Origin of the sequence: Aeromonas sp. OTU364 (assembly GCF_038440395.1) — a bacterium.
Lineage (GTDB): Bacteria > Pseudomonadota > Gammaproteobacteria > Enterobacterales > Aeromonadaceae > Aeromonas.
This window is the reverse complement of the sequence record NZ_JASATR010000004.1, coordinates 209,375-227,317: the sequence shown is the minus strand read 5'-3', so window position 1 is coordinate 227,317 and position 17,943 is coordinate 209,375. Positions and strand designations below refer to the sequence as shown.

Below are 17,943 nucleotides of genomic sequence, written 5' to 3'. Positions count from 1 at the left end.
AGGCGTGCCCCCGGGGCCGCCGTCCTGGTCTGTGGGGCTGCCCTCGCTGCGTCGGTCGGTGACGCAGCCAAGGCCAGGACGGATAGGCAGCCGCTGGGCGGCTGATAAGCTCGGTGCGACTCCTCTCTGGCACTCCCTTCATGGGCGTCGGACCTCCCGGGTACCGACGTGGGCATAAGCGCGGGCATCATGCAGTTATTCTCCTCTTTTCGGATCCTGGCGTGGCTGACGCCTTTGTGCTGCCTCTGGGTGCTGGCCTGCGAGGCGGCGCCGGCGACCTCGGCGGAAGTGCGCAGCGAGCTGGTGCGCCAGACAGTGCTCGATATCCTGAGCTACACCCGCTGGCCCAGCGAGCCTGCCAGGTTGCGGCTCTGCGTGGCCGCGCCCACGGAATATGCGGCGTCGCTGCTCACCATCAGCCAACAGGCCAATGGCCGCCCGGTCGATGTGCATCGCTACGAGGTCGACGACGAGGCGCTGATCCAGCGCTGCGATGTCATCTATCTGGGGGTGCTGGCCCCCGAGCAGCGGCTCTCCCTGTTCGAGCGTCTGCGGGGATACGCCATCCTCAGCATCAGCGAGCAGAGCAGCGAGTGCATCGCCGATGCGGTGTTCTGCCTGCAGGCCCGCAAAGAGAGGGTCCGTTTTCGGGTCAACCTGGATGCGCTGGCCCGCAGCGGCGTGCGGGTGCACCCGGCCGTGCTGAAGCTCGCAAGAGCGGATGAGGAGGCGCGATGAGCGCCAGGATCCACGCCGTCGCCCCGCGGCTCACCCTGCGCCAGAGCCTGGGGCGCACCCACATGATGATCTCCCTGACCGCCGTCTGCATGGCGGGCCTCTTCCTGACCATCACGGCGCTGCTGGCGCTGCGCCTCTATGCGGATCACAACCTCAAGCTGGTGGCGCGGGCCATCAGCTACACCGCGGAAGCGGCCGTGGTGTTCGATGACAAGGATGCGGCCAAGGATGCCCTCGAGGCCATCACCTCCCGGGAAGACGTGGCCAGCGCCAGCATTCTGCTGCCCGGCGGTCAGGTGCTGGCGAGCTGGCGCCGGGACATCACGACCCCCTGGACCAGTCTGGAGCAACATCTGGCCCGCCAGATCCTGCCGGGACCTGTGGAGCTGCCCATGGTGAGGGAAAACAAGGAGATAGGCCGGGTTCATCTGGTCGGCCATGGGCAATACCTGCTGCGCTTCCTGTTGCAGACCCTGATGGCGACCCTGGTGTGCCTGCTGCTCAGTATTCTGGGGGCGCTCTATGTGGCGCGCCGGATGCAGCGTTCCATCACGGCCCCCCTCAAGGCCCTGACCGAGGTCGCCTACAACGTCAGCCGCCAGCGCGCCCTCAAGCAGCGGGTGCCGGCGGCCAATATCGCCGAGCTGCACGAGCTCGGGGTGGACTTCAATTCACTGCTCGACGAGCTGGAGGCCTGGCAGGCTCACCAGAAGCGGGAGAACGCCACCCTGCTGCACCAGGCAACCCATGATCCCCTCACCGGATTGCCCAACCGGGCGCTGTTCGAGGCGCGGCTGGAGCAGGCCATCCAGGCCGGGCGCACCCGGCATGAGCGGTTCGCCCTGCTCTATCTGGACTGTGATCGCTTCAAGCAGATCAATGACAACCTGGGCCATGCCATAGGTGACGAGGTGCTCATCGCGCTGGCGCGGCGGGTGCAGCATCAGCTCAGGCCCATGGACCTGGTGTGTCGCCTCGGGGGGGACGAGTTTGTGGTCCTGCTCTCTCCGGTGCATCAAGGGAGCGAGGTGCAGGAGGTCGTGATGCGGATCCAGCAGGCGATGAGCACCCCGGTGGTCTTGAGCGATGGTCGTCATCTGGGGGTCGGCATCAGCGTCGGCTCCGCCCTCTACCCCGAGCAGGGGGAGACGGCGGATGCCCTGTTGCAGGCCGCCGACGGCGCCATGTATGAATCCAAACGACAACGCAGGGAGGGAGCCGGAGACCATAAGACAACCACTTGAAATTGATATGAAAAATAATGAAAGGACAAGAATGATGACGTTTTTCAACCTGATGAGAGCAGGCCTGTTCGCGCTCTTGCTCGGTGGGCTGGCGGCTTGTCAGAGCGCCCCCCAGGGCCTCACCGAGGCGCAGATCGCCGCACTCAAGGAGCAGGGTTTTCACCTGACCGACGAGGGCTGGACCCTGGATATCTCCAACAAGGTGCTCTTTGCCAACAACGTGGGGGCCCTCAATCCCGGCACCCGCCAGGTGGTGGAAGCCTTGGGCAGGGCCCTGATTGAGGTGGGTCTGAACCGGGCCCGGGTAGACGGTCACACCGACTCCAACGGCGAGGCGGCCTACAACCAGCAGCTCTCGTTGAAACGGGCCCAGTCCGTGGCCGAGGTGCTGGCGTCTGTGGGCATGCCCGCAGCCAACCTGGACATCCGTGGACGCGGTGAAGAGGCGCCCATCGCCGATAACGGCACCGCCGCCGGGCGGGCGGAGAACCGCCGGGTCGCCATCATCATAGACAACGGCTGATCTGCCCAGCCAGCGTCAGCGCCCTGATCCCGCCGCCGGGATCCCTTCTCTGGCCTGACCGCGTGTGTGCCACCACTCTCCCGCCGGAGAGTGGCTCTCTTCCTGCCACGCCTCCTGCATGATCCCGATCTACATGCTCTCTCGCGTCCAAGCAGAGGGATAAGATGACGCCCTCTCAATGTCCCTGACTTGATCCAGCACAACACAGGGCTTAACTGATATTCGTTATCATTTGCATTATTTCCAGACGGTAACCTGCCAGTGATGACGCCACAATTCACCCCGACCATGACGGGGCTCGCCACCCCGGATCCCCTGAAATTCGCCTTTGGCGCCAAGACCTCGGCCCATGCCAGTCGGGGCGGCGCAGCCCCCCTGACGCTGGACGCCGCCGGTTGGCGAGCCTGGTGGCAGCGGCCGAGCGAGGCCCAGGAGCGGGCGCTCTATATTCATGTTCCCTTCTGCCGCAAGCGCTGCAGCTTCTGCAACTTCTTCGAAAACGGCGCCAACCCGGCGCGCATGAGCCACTATATGGCGGCCCTGTGCGACCAGCTGAGCCGGGCGGCTAAGACGCCGTTCGCACAGAGCGAGCCCTTCTCGGCCGTCTACGTGGGGGGCGGCACCCCGACCGACATGGCGGCGGCGGATCTGGGGCGACTGGCCAGGGCCATTCGCGCTTTCCCCCTGACCCCGGATGCGGAGCTGACCCTGGAGGGGCGGCTCAACGGCTTCGATGACGAGAAGTGGCAGACGGCCCTGGCGGGGGGCTTCAACCGCTTCTCGTTCGGGGTGCAGAGCTTCAACACAGCAGTGCGCCAGCAGGCGGCCCGTTTCGACGACAGGGAGACACTGCTCGCCCGGCTGGGGGAGCTGACCCGGGATGACGCCGCCGTTATTGTGGCGGATCTCATCTTCGGCCTGCCGGGGCAGGATGACGCCCTGTGGCGCCAGGACATCGCGGATGTGATGGCCAGTGGCGTGCACGGGGTGGATCTCTACCAGCTCATCCCCATGCAGGGCACCAATCTGGAGCGGGCGCAGGAGAAGGGCCGGCTCGGCTGGTGTGCCGATGGCCAGCAGCGGGCGGCCATGTATGCCTATGGTGCACACACCCTGGAGCAGGGGCGCTGGCAGCGGCTCTCCTGCAGTCACTGGCGACAAGGCGAGGCCGAGCAGAGCCGCTACAACCAGATGGCCAAGCGCGGCGCCGAGATCCTCCCCTTCGGTGCGGGGGCGGGGGGCAACATCCATGGTCACGGCCTCATGTATGGCCGGGATCTGGCAGCCTGGCACGAGGCGCTGGCGGCCGGTCAGCGTGCCCCCGGCATGGTGATGAGGCCCAACCCCAGCGCGTCCATCGACGGCCTGCTGCGCGGTGGCCTCGATACCGGCTGGCTTGCCCTCGGGCGCTTGTCGTCCACTTTGCGGGCGCATCTGTTGCCGCTCTTTGAACGCTGGCAACAGCACGGCCTGGCCGAGCTGACCGGAGAGACACTGGCGCTGACCCTGGCGGGGCGCTTCTGGAACGTCAATCTGCAGGCGGGTCTGTTCGAGTATCTGCAGTCAAATCCCCTGGGAGGGGAGGCGGCAACCCCCGCCGCTCATCCGGGCGGGGCCCGGCATCACTCGCGGGGGTAGCGGGCAGGGGCAAGACGAGAAAGGAAAGGGGGCCGCTTGACGGCCCCCTTTCGTTATTGGTTGTTCACATCCTCCACCCGCACCCGCAGCGCTCCCTCTGCGAGCGTGGTGACCAGTTGCTGGCCCGGGCTCACCTGGGCGGCGCGGCTGATGACCTCGCCGCTGGGGGTGCGGGTGATGGAGTAACCCCGCCCCAGGGTGGCCAGCGGGCTTATCCCGTCGAGGCGCGCACTCAACATGGCGAGGCGGTGGGCGGCGAGATCCTGGCGCTTGTTCATCAGGGTATGGAGCCGCTCTTGTGCCAGCTGGTGGCGACGCTTGCCGGCGGCCAGCAGTTTTTCCGGGCTCCTGGCCTGCAGCCGCAGCTCGAGGTTCGCGAGGCGCCGCTCCCCCTGATGCAGGCGCAGATTGAGCAGTTGCTGCAGGCGGCCGGACAGCTCGTCCAGACGCTGGGACTGCTGCTCCAGCCGGCGTTTGGGATCCTGATGGTCGAGCCGTTTTTGCAGCAGCACGAAGCCGTGGCGGGCGGCGGTCTGGCGCCGGGAGATGGCTTGCACCAGGCGCTGCTTGAGGTGCACCAGACGCTGGGCGCGGGCGCTCCTGTCCGGTGCCACCAGCTCGGCGGCGGCGGAGGGGGTGGGGGCACGCAGATCGGCGGCGAAGTCGCTGATGGTGACGTCTACCTCGTGGCCCACGGCGCTCACCACCGGGATGGCGGAGCCTGCGATGGCGCGGGCCACCGCCTCCTCGTTGAAGCACCAGAGATCTTCGAGCGATCCGCCGCCGCGCCCGACGATGAGCACATCCACCTCGGCGCGGCGGTTGGCCAGGGCAATGGCGGAGACGATCTGGCCGATGGCGGCGCTGCCCTGCACCTGGGTCGGATAGATGAAGACCGGGAGATCCGGGGCGCGGCGCCCCAGCACCGTCAGCATGTCGTGCAGGGCGGCGCCGGTGGCCGAGGTGACCAGCCCCACGGCGCGCGGCTCGCGGGGGAGCGGGCGCTTGCGCCCCTCGTCGAACAGCCCCTCGGCGCCGAGGCGGCGCTTGAGCTCCTCGAAGCGCAGGGCCAGCATGCCGTCCCCGGCGGGTTGCATGGATTCGATGATGAGCTGGTAGTCGCCGCGGGGCTCATAGAGTGAGACCCGCGCCTGCACCAGCACCTGCATGCCGTCTTGCGGGCGGAACGGCACCCGGCGGTTGTTGCCCTTGAACATGGCGCAGCGCACCTGGGCCGACATGTCCTTCAAGGAGAAGTACCAGTGGCCCGAGCTTGGCATCGCCAGGTTGGAGAGCTCGCCGGTCAGCCACACCAGCCCCAGATCCTGCTCCAGTATCATGCGCACGGCGCTGTTGAGGCGGGTGACGGTGAAGATCTGCTGTTGCCTGCTCTGGCTGGATTCGTCGAGGTGGTTCAAGGCTGGCCCTGCTGCTGTGTCCGCCGGGGCGGGGAGAAAACGATGGGGCACATCTTACCCCAGTTCAGCCCATCCGCCGAGTCCGTGTCTGTGGCAGCAGCGGCTGGCGCCAGTTTGCCTGTGCCATCTGCCGAGCCATGAGGCCCGGCAGATGACGCTCAGCCTAGGCTTGTGCCTTGGCCGGTTTGGCGGTCTTGCTCGGGCTCACCACCAGCCAGACCGCAAGACAGACGATGGCGCCGCCCGCCACGAAGCCGCCGGTGAGGGTCTCGCCGAGCACCAGATAGCCCCACAGTATGCCAAATGGGGGGATCAGGAAGGTGACAGTGAGAGATCGCAGGGGCCCGATATCGGCGATCAGCCTGAAGTAGATCAGATAGGCGAGGGCGGTGCAGAGGAAGCCGACCGCCAGCACGCTGGCCCAGACCCCAGGCTGGGCCCAGTCGACGGTGGGGCCTGTCGCCAGGGTGTAGCCGAAGAAGGGGAGCAGGAAGAGGCAGGCACCGAGCTGGCTGCCAAAGGCCACCAGCTTGGCATCCAGGCCCCCCCGCTCGCTGATCCAGCGCCGGGTGAGGAAGCCGGCGCAGCCATAGCAGGCGGTGGCGATGAGGCAGGCCAGCACCCCGATGGCCAGCTGACCGCTCAGGTCGACTTCCCCCGTGGTTGTGATGAGGGCTATGCCCATCAGCCCCAGCATGACGCCGCTCCACTTGCGCAAGGTCAGCGTCTCGTGGAAGAAGGAGAAGCCGATGAGGGCCCCCATCAGGGGCGTGGTGGCGTTGAGGATGGCGGAATAACCGGCGGGCAGCCAGAGCGCAGCGATGGCGTACATCAGGAAGGGCACGCCTGAGTTGATGATGCCGAGCACCATGGCGGACTTGAGCTTGCCCTGAAACTGCATGGGGGTGCGCAGCAGCAACAGCATGGCGGCGAGCCCGATCAGGGCGAAGAAGACCCGCAGGAAGGTGGTGTTGACCGAGCCGAAGGCGGGCGCGGCGATGCGCATGAACAGGAAGCTGGCGCCCCAGATGGCTGCCAGCACCAGCAGCCGCACGTAATCCGATGTTCTCATCTTCTCTCCTTGAAATGAGGGGCTTGCGCCCGGGACCCTGAATGTAGAGTCCGCATCATGCGGGGGTGTCCCTCTCTTGGCAACCGAGGAATGGGGGCAATGAACCAGGCATCATCCGCTGCCCGGTGGCGCCATCCGTCCAGTCCCCATCTTGGGGATCCGTCTGCGTGGCTGGCTCATCGAGATCATCTGGCGCTGGCCCCTGGCCAGCCTCACTCGTTTTCCGGCTGACTGACAAAGGCAATCTTGTGCAGCCCGTGCCGGGAGGCCTCGGCCATGACCTTGGCGATGAGGCCGTACTCGACCCCCTTGTCGATGCGCAGCTGTATTTCGGGGATCTCGGGCTTGGTTTCGCCAGCCTCGCTCATCCGAGTGAGCAGGCTCTGCTCATCGACGGCCTGGTCGTTCCAGTAGATCTTGCCGGCGGCGTCGATGGAGAGCACCACATCTTTTTGCCTGGGTTGATGGACCTGGCTGCTGGCCTCGGGCAGCTCGAGCTTGACCGCGTTGGTGAGCAGGGGGGCCGTGATCATGAAGACGATGAGCAGCACCAGCATGACATCTATCATGGGGATCATGTTGATCTCGGAGAGGGGCTGATCGTCCGAGTCACCGGGGAGTTTGCCAAAGGCCATTACATCTTCCCCTGTCTGGTGCTGTCGACGGCGGCCAGCGGCGTCACCCTGGCGCTGGTCTGTTCGACGCCGGTCACCAACAGGGCGAAGAGGTCATAGGCAAACTCGTCGAGGGCGGCCAGCTTGAGGCGATTGCGCCGCACGAAGAGGTTGTAGACGAGCACTGCCGGCAGGGCGACGGCGAGACCGACGCCGGTCATGATGAGGGCCTCCCCGACCGGGCCTGCCACCTTGTCCAGGCTGCTCTGGCCCGCCGCCCCTATGGCCAGCAAGGCGTGATAGATGCCCCAGACGGTGCCAAAGAGCCCGATGAAGGGGGCCGCCGAGCCGACGGAGGCGAGGAAAGTCAGCCCCTGCTCGAGGCGAAGACGCTCGGCGCTGATGGCCTGGCGCAGGGCGCGCAGCAAGAATTCGTCGGGAGAGCTCAGAGTGAGGGAAGCGGCCCGTCCCTGGGATCGCTCAATCTGGGCAACCGCCGTCAGCGCCGCCCTCGTTATCCTGCCGCAGGCTTCCCGGGGGGGCATTTGGGCGAGCTGGTTCGCCATCCCCTGCACGCTCTCATGCTGCCAGAACTCACCCAGGAAGCGGGCGTTAAGGCGCTGCTCGCTATGGTCAAGCCAGAGCTTGAGCAGCCCGTAGTAACAGGTGCCGAGCGACATCAGGACCAGCAAGATCAGCGGGACCAGCCCCACCCCAGTGTTTTGGCTGAGCAGATGAGCTATGCCCATGCCGCTTGTTTCGATTTCAGGATTCATGGCTTATGCCCCTAACTTGAAAATAATGGTGACCCCGGCCCAGGCTGCGACGGCGTTGTCATTCTGCCTGGCCGGAATGAAACGCCAGCGGCTGACCGTCTTGCGGGCAACCAGGTCCAGGCGCCGATGACCGCTGCTGCGTTCGACCTCCACCGACTCCGCCGTGCCCTCTTTGCTGACACGGACCTTCAATACCACCCGTCCCTCTTCTCCCCGTCTGCGTGACTCCGGGGGGTAGGGGGGCTCGGGGTTGTTCAATCTGGCGTCCCGGGCGATGGGGGCGCTGCTGCCCCCGCCTGTCCCGCTCTGGCTCGTCTTGGCCGGGGCGCTGTTGCTGCCGCGACTCAAGGGATTGGCCGCGGTCAGCGGTGCGGCTGGGGCTGCCGGTGCAGTCACCGGCTGGGCCTTGGCGACAGGTTTGACCACGGGCGCTGGCGGCGCCTTGGGCACCGGCCTGGGCGCGGGTCTCTTGACCACCGGCTTGGGCTGCTTATGGGAAACGGGCACGGGCGGCTTGGCGACTTTCGGCTGCGCCGGGGTGGGCGCTGGCGCCGCCGGTTTGCCCGGCGCGTCATGCTGGTTCGACTCCCCGGCCCAGCGGGCAGAGAGGGTAATGGGTTCGGGCGGCGTGATGGGGACGGGGCGGCTGCCTTGCATCAGCCACAGGAGGGCGAGGTGCAAGACAAGGGCGACGGTCAGGCAGGCAAGGTGAACAGCGCCCAATGCCTGCGAGTCGCGGCCGTGGGTCGGCCTCATTGCGCAGGCATCCATCAGCCTGCCTCCTTGCTGGTCGTCATATTCGTACTCAAATGCCCATGGGATTGGCCCCGGATCCGGGTCTTGGCGTGCAGCATGCGCCATCGGATAGCGTGCAAACAAGAAACATTATCAATCGCGTTTTAATCGCTCCGTCATCACCCAGGCTCTTCGGGCCCCTGACCAGGGCGTGATAAAGAGGTGGGATGCTAGTGGCAGGCGCCTAGCGTCATCCTGGCCCGCGGCCTAAGCAGAAATGAAAGCGCTATCAATCACATACAGCAGATAGCGAGGTCGACATCGGTCACATTTTGCGCGTGCTGGCCATGAGTCGGTCACTCGGGCCTCTAGACTGGTCGGGCTCATCCGAAGGCGGGCCTGTAGCGGATGGGGGAATGTCTGGGCACACAGGCGTCACACACAAAACAATGAAAATAAAGGACTATCAATGGCTAGATGGATACTCGCGGCCGGATTGTTGGGAACCCTGATCACGGCGCCGAGCACGGCGGCGGAGTGGTTCTTCCGGGGCACCGCGAATGGATGGGCGGCGACCGCCATGGTGTCGACCGATGGGGTCAACTTTGACACCTGTCAGTTCTTCCAGAGCGGAGACGCCAGCGGCGGCCCGCGCTTTAAAATCGACCGATACGGCAACTGGCAGCAGAGCTACCCGAGCGCCGACTACGCGGTCACGGCCAATACCTCCTATCAGATCCGCATCCATGCCGGCACCCAGGCCATCACCACCACGGCGGTGGCGAGTTGCGAGGCCGCGGGGTTTGCCAGCACGCTGCCGCAGCTCAAGGTGCGCGGCACCTTCAATGGCTGGGCCAGTTTGCCCATGACGCTGGTGGCGGATCACCTGTGGCAGGCCGACGCCTACATGGATGGCAAGACTAACCAGCGGCTCAAGTTCGATCAGGCGGGTGACTGGGCCGTCAACTTCGGTGACAGCAACGGCGACGGCGTGCTGGAGCGCAGCGGCGGCGACATCCTCTGGAGCGGCACCGGCAATGTGCGCTTCCAGGTCAACGACCAGACCCAGGCCTACAGCATCACGGCGCTCGGGGACGACAACCAGCCCCCCATCGCCGTCATCACCCCGGGGGGCATCCTGAATGTCGCTGTGGGGGATACCGTTACCTTGAGCGGCAACGACTCCACGGATCCCGACGGCCAGATAGCGAGCTATCTCTGGAGCAGCGGCGAGACCACGGATAGCATCAGCGTCAACACAGCCCAGGCGGGCACCTTCACCTATGGCCTGACGGTCACCGACGATCAGGGGGCCAGGAGCAGCAGCAGCGTGAGCCTGGTGGTTGCCACCCCCCAGACCGGCGGCAGCTGGTATTTCCGCGGCACCCCCAACAACTGGGGCCTGACCCCCATGACCAGCGAGGACGGAGTGAGCTTCTGTACCGAGCAGGCCTTTGGCAGCAGCAATCCCCGCTTCAAGATTGACCGCAAGGGTGACTGGACCGAGGCCTACCCGGCCCAGGACTACAAGGTGAACGCCAACACCAGTTACCGCATCTGCTTCGATAGCCAGGACAAGACGCTGGAGGTGGCACCGCTCGCCGGCGCCGACAATCAGGCGCCCACAGTGACCGCCACCCCGGCGCCGGGCAGTTATGCAGAGGCGCAGTCCATCACCCTGGGAGTGAGCGACGATAACGACAGCGCCCCCGCCGTCCATTTCACCACGGACGGCAGCACCCCCACCACGGCGTCCCCCCTCTACGCCGGTCAGGCCATTCTCGCCAGCGACAAGGGCAGCGGCACCGATCTGGTGATCCGCACCCTCGCCATCGACGCCAGCGGCAATCAAAGGGAGCAGAACTTCAGCTATCAGATTGGCGAGACCCCGGTGGCGGGGGGCGATTTTCGCGCCGAGAGCATCTACTTCCTGCTGACCGCCCGCTTCTACGATGGAGACGGGAGCAACAACTACTACAATCGGGACCGCTACAAGGCGGGGGATCCCCACTGGCGTGGCGACTTCAAGGGGCTCATCGAGAAGCTCGACTACATCAAGGATCTCGGCTTCACCGCCATCTGGGTGACGCCGCCGGTGGAGAACCGCTCCGGCCTCGACTACCACGGCTATCACGCCTACGACTTCTACCGGGTCGATCCCCGTCTGGAGTCGCCGGGGGCCGGTTATCGCGAGTTCATCCAGGCCGCCCACGGCAAGGGGCTCAAGGTGATACAGGACGTGGTGATCAACCACTCCAGCCAGTACGGCCTGCGCGGCAAAACCTGGATCGATCGCCTGCCGGTCAAGTACTACGTGCCGGCAGGCTCCAGCCAGGGGCTCATCAACAACGGCCCCTATCAGGGCAACCTCGGGGACTACGCCAGCGCCAACCGCTGTGACGATGACAACCCGGCGGCCCCCGACTGGTACAAGGCCCGCTGCCAGTCCGATCCGGCGGGCACCCAGCCCCTGGTGGACCCCAAGACCGGCGCCACAGTGCCGAGCGCTGGCTACAACCCGAACCGCTTCTTCGGCATCGACGCCCAGACCCTGGATCCCAGCTGGTATCACCTGGACGGCTTCATGTCCGGCGGTGACTGGGAGAGCCCGCTCGCCCTGCAGCGCAAGCACATGGCGGGGGATTGCATCGATCTCGCCACCGGCAACCAGAACGTCAAGGAGTACCTCAACGGCGCCATCCACCAGTACCTCGACATGGGGGTGGACGCCATCCGCATCGATACCTTGAAACACATAGAGCGGGACGAGCTGCTGACCTATGTCCACGACTGGCAGGCCCACAAGCCGGGGCTGTTCGTGTTTGGCGAGAACCTGGTCAAGGGCACCGGCTGGGGCTCTGAGCTGGCCAACGACAACGCCTCCGCGGTGATCCGCCCCTGGTGGTATACCCGCACCACGGCCAACCCGGCGGATCCCCGCGCAGGGGGCGATTCCGGCCTCTCTGTGCTGGACTTCTCCCTCTTCTCTACTTTCCGTGACAACGTCACCAAGGGGAGCTTTGGCGGGGTGGGGGGGATCTTTGGCATGGACTGGGTCTATGGGGATGCCACCAAGCTCATCACCTTCTTCCAGAACCACGACGTGGGGCCGGACAACGACTTCAAGTACCGCTACGGCGGGGAAGAGGGCAATGCGGCCATGACCTACAACCTGCTCTGGACCGCGCGGGGCATCCCGACCCTCTACTACGGGGAGGAGGTGATGTTCCAGGCCGGCAAGCCGCAAGACATCGACGGCGCCACCATGACGGTGGATCAGACCGGTCGCGCCTACTACGGGGAGGTGCTGGACAACCCGGCCACCCCGAGCCACCCGCTCTATCAGCACATCAAGCGCCTGAACCAGATCCGCAAGGCGGTGCCCGCCCTGCAGAAGGCGCCCATGAGCCAGGTGAACGAGTGGGGGAGCGGCATCAGCTTTGTGCGTGACCTGAGCGCTCAAGGCAGCTACGCCGCCGTGGGCCTCGCGGCCAACTCGGCCCAGCAGATAAGCCTGAGCGGCCTGAAGAACGGCACCTACAGGGACGCGGTGACCGGCGCGAGCCAGAGCGTCAGCAACGGCAGCCTGAGCTTCCTGGTGCCCGCCTACTCGGCGCGAGTCTGGGTGCTGAACGGCCCGGGCAAGGTGGGGGTTGACGGCAAATACCTCAAATAAGGGAAGCCTGTCACGGCGTGCAGCGAGTCGGCCCTGGGGCCGACTTTTTTATGGCGCCGAGGCGTGAAGCGGGGGAGGTAGAGCAGGCGCACCCCGCCCGGATCGCGCCGGGGGAGGCAAACGCAGGGCCCAGAATTGCACGTCTTTGGTGCGATTGCTCCGATGTGGTGCATCTCCTTGTTGTTTGCCCTTGAACCCAATCCCGCAGAAACATGCCGTATCACCCCCATGACTCCCTCCTGATGGGCATCTTACATGCTTTAAAATGGCATTTTATCGGCATTATCTACCGAATAAGCGGATTAATCAGGGATGACCGCGACATGTTTTTTGGTTGACTGGGTAAAGATGCTGATCCGGCACGGTAGGCTATCCCCGGATTGGTATGATCCATCTGTTTCTTGATGGCTATACGGAATTTAAATTCGATTTTTGATGGTATCTCGGACTCTTGTTTTGATTGGCGCTCTTTTTGCTGTGACTTGTCATGCCCATGATGGCGATGTCAGGGGCAGGGGGCCGCAAGGTCGGGGGCGGGTGCCGGCAGGCTGAATACACCGCCGCCACCCGTGCCGGAGCGGCCTGGTTTTCGGGCAAGGGACGCCACAATCAATTGGTGTTAAGGAGTCATATGGAAGGTGAAATGACCATGCAGCCACTCTCAGTGGACAAGGGGCTGGCCCACAGCCTCAAGGACGATGTCTACGGCATGGTGCTTGGCGTCATGTTTATCGCAGTCGGCCTCAATCTGCTCAAGTGCGCCGGCATGATCACCGGCGGCATCGCGGGTATAGCCCTGCTGCTCGCCCATGTCAGCAGCCTGCCCATAGGGGTGCTCTTCTTCCTGGTCAACCTGCCCTTTCTGGTGTTTGGTTACGTCACCATGGGGCGGGCTTTCATGGTCAAGACGCTGATCGTCAACGTCGCCCTCTCGGCCGCCACCCAGGCGGTGCCGCTGCTGTTGACGGTGAGCTATGTCCACCCCCTGTTCTCGGCCCTGGTGGGGGGCACCTTCCTCGGCATGGGGGTCTTGTCCCTGGCCCGCCACAACGCGTCGGTGGGAGGGATAGGCGTGGTGACGCTCTGGCTGCAAAGGCGTACCGGCATCAATGCGGGAAAGAGCCAGATGGTGCTTGACGTGCTGGTATTTGTCCTCTCCCTGCTCACCCTGCCGCTCTCTTTGCTGCTCTGGTCTACCTTGAGCGCGCTCGCCATGAACGCCATGCTGATGAACTGGCACAAACCCGGTCGCTATCAGGGGGGCTGAGTGGCGGCCCCCTGCGGCGCGCGGGGGAGGGGAAGTGTTGAAAAGTGACCCGACGGGCGCTTGGCGGGCATTTGGTTGCCAACGGCAAAAAAGATCATCTTGTCGCGAAAAAAGGTATGGTTACGCCTGAATTTATTGGTTTTTTGCCCCGTTGGCGGCGTTAAACCGGGCTACACCATAAAAAATTCAAAAAACTTCTTTACCACTGACCAATGCATGAGTAAAATTTGTCGGCAATATTTTACACCCCCACTCCTCAACGGTGAGATATTGCCATGCTCAGGATTGCCAAAGAAGCGCTGACCTTCGACGATGTACTGTTGGTTCCAGCCCACTCCACTGTTCTTCCGAATACCGCCGACCTGCGTACCAAGCTCACGTCTGCTATCTCCCTGAATATCCCGATGATTTCCGCTGCCATGGACACAGTGACCGAAGCCCGTCTGGCTATCGCACTGGCCCAGGAAGGCGGCATCGGCTTCATTCACAAGAACATGTCCATCGAGCAGCAGGCTGCCGAAGTGCGCAAGGTCAAGAAGTACGAGAGCGGCGTGGTCTCCGACCCCGTCACCGTACGCCCTGACATGACCATCGCCCAGATCAAGGAGCTGAGCCACAAGAACGGTTTCGCCGGTTACCCCGTGGTGACTGACGGCAACCAGCTGGTGGGCATCATCACCGGCCGTGATGTGCGCTTCGTGATCGATCTCTCCCAGACCGTTGAACAGATCATGACCCAGAAGGATCGTCTGGTCACCGTGCGTGAAGGGGCCCCTCGCGAAGAGGTGGTTGCCCTGATGCAGAAGCACCGCATCGAGAAGGTGCTGGTGGTGAACGCCGACTTCAAGTTGAAGGGCATGATCACCGTCAAAGACTTCCAGAAAGCCGAACGCAAGCCGAACGCCTGTAAAGACGAGCGCGGCCGTCTGCGGGTCGGTGCTGCCGTCGGTGCCGGTGCCGGCAACGAAGAGCGCGTCGCCGCCCTGGTGGAAGCCGGTGTGGACGTGCTGCTGATTGACTCCTCCCATGGCCACTCCCAGGGCGTGCTGGATCGCATCAAGGCGACCCGTGAAGCCTACCCTGACTTGCAGATCATCGGCGGCAACGTCGCCACCGCCGCCGGTGCCAAGGCGCTGGTCGCCGCTGGCGTCAACGCGGTCAAGGTCGGTATCGGCCCGGGCTCCATCTGTACTACCCGTATCGTGACCGGTGTGGGCGTGCCCCAGATCACCGCCATCTCCGACGCCGTCGATGCGCTGGAAGGCACCGGCGTGCCTGTGATTGCCGATGGTGGTATCCGCTTCTCCGGTGACGTGGCCAAGGCCATCGCCGCAGGCGCAAGCTGCGTCATGGTGGGCTCCATGTTCGCCGGTACCGAAGAGGCGCCGGGCGAGATCGAGCTCTACCAGGGTCGCTCCTTCAAGTCCTATCGCGGCATGGGGTCCCTCGGCGCCATGTCCAAGGGCTCCAGCGATCGCTACTTCCAGACCGACAACGCCGCCGACAAGCTGGTGCCGGAAGGGATCGAAGGGCGCGTGCCGTACAAGGGCCGCCTCAAGGAGATCATCCACCAGCAGATGGGCGGCCTGCGCTCCTCCATGGGCCTGACCGGCAGCGCCACCATCGACGACATGCGCACCAAGGCCGAGTTCGTGCGCATCTCGGGCGCCGGGATGAAAGAGTCCCACGTCCACGACGTGACCATTACCAAAGAAGCCCCCAACTATCGGATGGGCTGATAAAACGGGGCCCTGCGCCCCGTTTTTCCACCATTTTTTTATCCCGTGCTTTTTGTGACAACATCAGCCTGATGCAGGAATAAAATGACTAAAGACATTCACGCCCACCGTATCCTTATCTTGGATTTTGGTTCCCAGTACACCCAGCTCATCGCCCGTCGCGTCCGTGAAATCGGCGTCTACTGCGAGCTGTGGGCCTGGGACGTAACCGAAGAGCAGATCCGCGAATTCAATCCGAGCGGCATCATCCTCTCCGGCGGCCCGGAATCCGTGACCGAGGCGGGCAGCCCGCGCGCCCCCGAGTACGTGTTCAACGCCGGCGTGCCGGTGTTCGGCATCTGCTACGGCATGCAGACCATGTCCGAGCAGCTCGGCGGCAAGGTGCAGTCCTCCTCCTTACGTGAATTCGGTTATGCCCAGGTCGAAGTGCTGGGCCACTCCGGCAAGACCAGTGCCCTCTTGCGCAACATCGAAGACGCCATCGCCGACAACGGCAATGCCCTGCTGGATGTCTGGATGAGCCACGGCGACAAGGTCACCGAGATCCCCGCAGGCTTCACCACCATAGCCCAGACCGCGACCTGCCCCCATGCCGCCATGGCCGACGAGGCCAAGCGCTTCTACGGCGTACAGTTCCACCCGGAAGTGACCCACACCCGCCAGGGTGCCCGCATGCTGGAGCACTTCGTCAAGGATATCTGCGGCTGCGAGTGCCTCTGGACCCCGGCCACCATCATCGACGACGCCGTTGCCCGCATCCGCGAGCAGGTGGGTGACGACGAGGTGATCCTGGGCCTCTCCGGCGGCGTGGACTCCTCCGTGGTCGCCATGCTGGTGCACCGCGCCATCGGCGATCGCCTGACCTGCGTCTTCGTGGACAACGGCCTGCTGCGCCTGAACGAAGGCCAGCAGGTGATGGACATGTTCGGCGATCACTTCGGCCTGAACATCATCAAGGTTGAAGCGGAAGAGCGCTTCCTGAGTGCCATGGCCGGTGTCGACGAGCCGGAAGCCAAGCGCAAGATCATAGGCCGCGTCTTCGTCGAGGTGTTCGACGATGAGGCCAAGAAGCTGAAAAACGCCCGCTGGCTGGCGCAAGGCACCATCTACCCGGACGTCATCGAATCTGCTGCCAGCAAGACCGGCAAGGCCCACGTCATCAAGTCTCACCACAACGTCGGCGGCCTGCCGGAAGAGATGAAGATGGGTCTGGTGGAGCCCCTGCGCGAGCTGTTCAAGGACGAAGTGCGCCGCGTCGGCCTCGAACTCGGCCTGCCCTACGACATGCTCTACCGTCACCCCTTCCCGGGTCCGGGCCTGGGCGTGCGCGTGCTTGGCGAAGTGAAGAAAGAGTACTGCGACCTGCTGCGCAAGGCTGACGCCATCTTCATCGAAGAGCTGCGCAAGGCCGACCTCTACAACCAGGTCAGCCAGGCGTTCGCCGTCTTCCTGCCGGTGCGCTCCGTCGGCGTCATGGGCGATGGTCGCAAGTACGACTGGGTCATTGCGCTGCGCGCCGTCGAGACCATCGACTTCATGACCGCCCACTGGGCTCACCTGCCGTACGACTTCCTCGGCCACGTGTCGAACCGCATCATCAACGAGATCAACGGCATCTCCCGTGTGGTGTACGACGTCTCCGGCAAGCCGCCTGCGACTATCGAATGGGAATAAGCGGCTGACGCCTCTCCCTGCGATCACGCAAAACTGTCAAAAAGGCGCCCTTGAGGCGCCTTTTCTTTTTCCAATCGTTTGCGCCACACATCTTCGTTTTTCGAGCAGCTTTTTCACCGCTTTGCCCCTGTCATATGTGACAGGGGCATTTTCACTATCCCGCACTAGGCTCTCTCATGCCAATTGAGACCATTATCATCAGGCGCTCATGGCAAGGGGGAGGGCTGACTCACGAGCTGACAGCTGCGCAAACAGCCCATCGTCATCACGCCAAACGGCAGTGATGACCCCCCGGTGGAGTCCGGACACCACTTGAATCAACGGGGCGGAACCCGAACAGCCAAACGAGTAGGGACAAGAGATCACGGAGGGTTTGTTTATGTCAGAACAAGCAGTGCTGTTGGGCGGATGGACTGCCTACCACAAGCTGAGCGCCAAAGATCAGGCGGTATTCAACCAGGCGCTGGAAGGATTTGTCGGGGTGCAGTACATCCCCTTTGAAGTCTCCACCCAGGTCGTCGCCGGCACCAACTACCGCTTCAAATGCAAGAGCACTGTGCCGCTGCCCAACCCGATCCACGGGGAAGCCGTGGTGCAGATCTTCCAGTCCCTGGATGGATCGGCCCATATTACCTCCATCACCCCGATCTGATCCGGTTGCGGGGAGAGCCGGAGAGGAGGTGAAATCACCGACCGGCTAGCCTCTGAACCTCACCAATAAGAAAGACGCCTAAGGGCGTCTTTTCATTTTCCAATGGTTTGCGAGAAAAGTTTGCCCCTGGCGCAGGGATTGGAAGCCGTGTTGCCAACGTTGTCGTGTTGAGTTCCC

14 protein-coding genes are annotated in these 17,943 nt (G+C 64.0%); 9 read left to right on the top strand and 5 right to left on the bottom strand.

Annotation, left to right across the window (positions count from 1 at the left end):
- Positions 1–189 precede the first annotated feature (189 nt).
- From AAHB08_RS06985 to hutW, 4 genes are all read left to right on the top strand, one after another.
- Complete coding sequence (locus tag AAHB08_RS06985) at positions 190–738, top strand: YfiR family protein (RefSeq protein ID WP_162852237.1); 549 nt, start codon at positions 190–192, stop codon at positions 736–738.
- A complete protein-coding gene (locus AAHB08_RS06980) occupies positions 735–1,982 on the top strand; it encodes a diguanylate cyclase domain-containing protein (RefSeq protein WP_342058518.1) in 1,248 nt (415 codons plus the stop codon). The genes AAHB08_RS06985 and AAHB08_RS06980 overlap by 4 nt, the downstream gene beginning before the upstream one ends.
- A 34-nt stretch (positions 1,983–2,016) precedes the next feature.
- A complete protein-coding gene (locus AAHB08_RS06975; RefSeq protein ID WP_139437861.1) occupies positions 2,017–2,505 on the top strand; it encodes an OmpA family protein in 489 nt (162 codons plus the stop codon).
- A 264-nt stretch (positions 2,506–2,769) separates the two neighbouring features.
- Entirely contained in the window at positions 2,770–4,143 is a 1,374-nt protein-coding gene (gene hutW, locus AAHB08_RS06970; protein ID WP_342058517.1) for a heme anaerobic degradation radical SAM methyltransferase ChuW/HutW, read from the top strand.
- A gap of 53 nt (positions 4,144–4,196) precedes the next feature.
- On the opposite strand, the gene xseA is transcribed toward hutW, so the two are convergent.
- The 5 genes from xseA to AAHB08_RS06945 form a co-directional block, all read right to left on the bottom strand.
- Positions 4,197–5,561 (bottom strand): exodeoxyribonuclease VII large subunit, encoded by a 1,365-nt coding sequence (gene xseA / locus AAHB08_RS06965; protein WP_342058516.1) that lies wholly within the window; start codon positions 5,559–5,561, stop codon positions 4,197–4,199.
- Positions 5,562–5,724: 163 nt separating this feature from the next.
- On the bottom strand, positions 5,725–6,633 hold the full coding sequence (locus AAHB08_RS06960) for a DMT family transporter (RefSeq protein WP_342058515.1): 909 nt from the start codon (positions 6,631–6,633) through the stop codon (positions 5,725–5,727).
- A 212-nt stretch (positions 6,634–6,845) separates the two neighbouring features.
- A complete protein-coding gene (locus tag AAHB08_RS06955; RefSeq protein WP_342058514.1) occupies positions 6,846–7,268 on the bottom strand; it encodes an ExbD/TolR family protein in 423 nt (140 codons plus the stop codon).
- Complete coding sequence (locus AAHB08_RS06950; RefSeq protein WP_342058513.1) at positions 7,268–8,023, bottom strand: MotA/TolQ/ExbB proton channel family protein; 756 nt, start codon at positions 8,021–8,023, stop codon at positions 7,268–7,270. Before AAHB08_RS06950 ends, AAHB08_RS06955 begins: the two co-directional genes overlap by 1 nt.
- A gap of 3 nt (positions 8,024–8,026) precedes the next feature.
- Positions 8,027–8,794, bottom strand: a complete 768-nt coding sequence (locus AAHB08_RS06945) for an energy transducer TonB (RefSeq protein ID WP_342058512.1) — start codon at positions 8,792–8,794, stop codon at positions 8,027–8,029.
- 433 nt (positions 8,795–9,227) lie between these two features.
- Here AAHB08_RS06945 and AAHB08_RS06940 point away from each other — a divergent pair, with 433 nt between their 5' ends.
- The 5 genes from AAHB08_RS06940 (at position 9,228) to AAHB08_RS06920 (ending at position 17,766) form a co-directional block, all read left to right on the top strand.
- Positions 9,228–12,434 (top strand): alpha-amylase family glycosyl hydrolase, encoded by a 3,207-nt coding sequence (locus AAHB08_RS06940; RefSeq protein WP_342058511.1) that lies wholly within the window; start codon positions 9,228–9,230, stop codon positions 12,432–12,434.
- A 649-nt stretch (positions 12,435–13,083) separates the two neighbouring features.
- A complete protein-coding gene (locus AAHB08_RS06935; protein ID WP_342058510.1) occupies positions 13,084–13,701 on the top strand; it encodes a YitT family protein in 618 nt (205 codons plus the stop codon).
- A gap of 275 nt (positions 13,702–13,976) precedes the next feature.
- Positions 13,977–15,440: an IMP dehydrogenase gene (gene guaB, locus AAHB08_RS06930; protein WP_041992212.1), complete on the top strand. Its 1,464-nt coding sequence runs from the start codon at positions 13,977–13,979 to the stop codon at positions 15,438–15,440.
- 84 nt (positions 15,441–15,524) lie between these two features.
- On the top strand, positions 15,525–17,114 hold the full coding sequence (gene guaA / locus AAHB08_RS06925; RefSeq protein ID WP_342058509.1) for a glutamine-hydrolyzing GMP synthase: 1,590 nt from the start codon (positions 15,525–15,527) through the stop codon (positions 17,112–17,114).
- Positions 17,115–17,493: 379 nt separating this feature from the next.
- Positions 17,494–17,766 carry a hypothetical protein gene (locus AAHB08_RS06920; RefSeq protein ID WP_342058508.1) on the top strand — a complete coding sequence of 91 codons (273 nt, stop codon included), beginning with the start codon at positions 17,494–17,496 and terminating at the stop codon, positions 17,764–17,766.
- Positions 17,767–17,943: the final 177 nt, after the last annotated feature.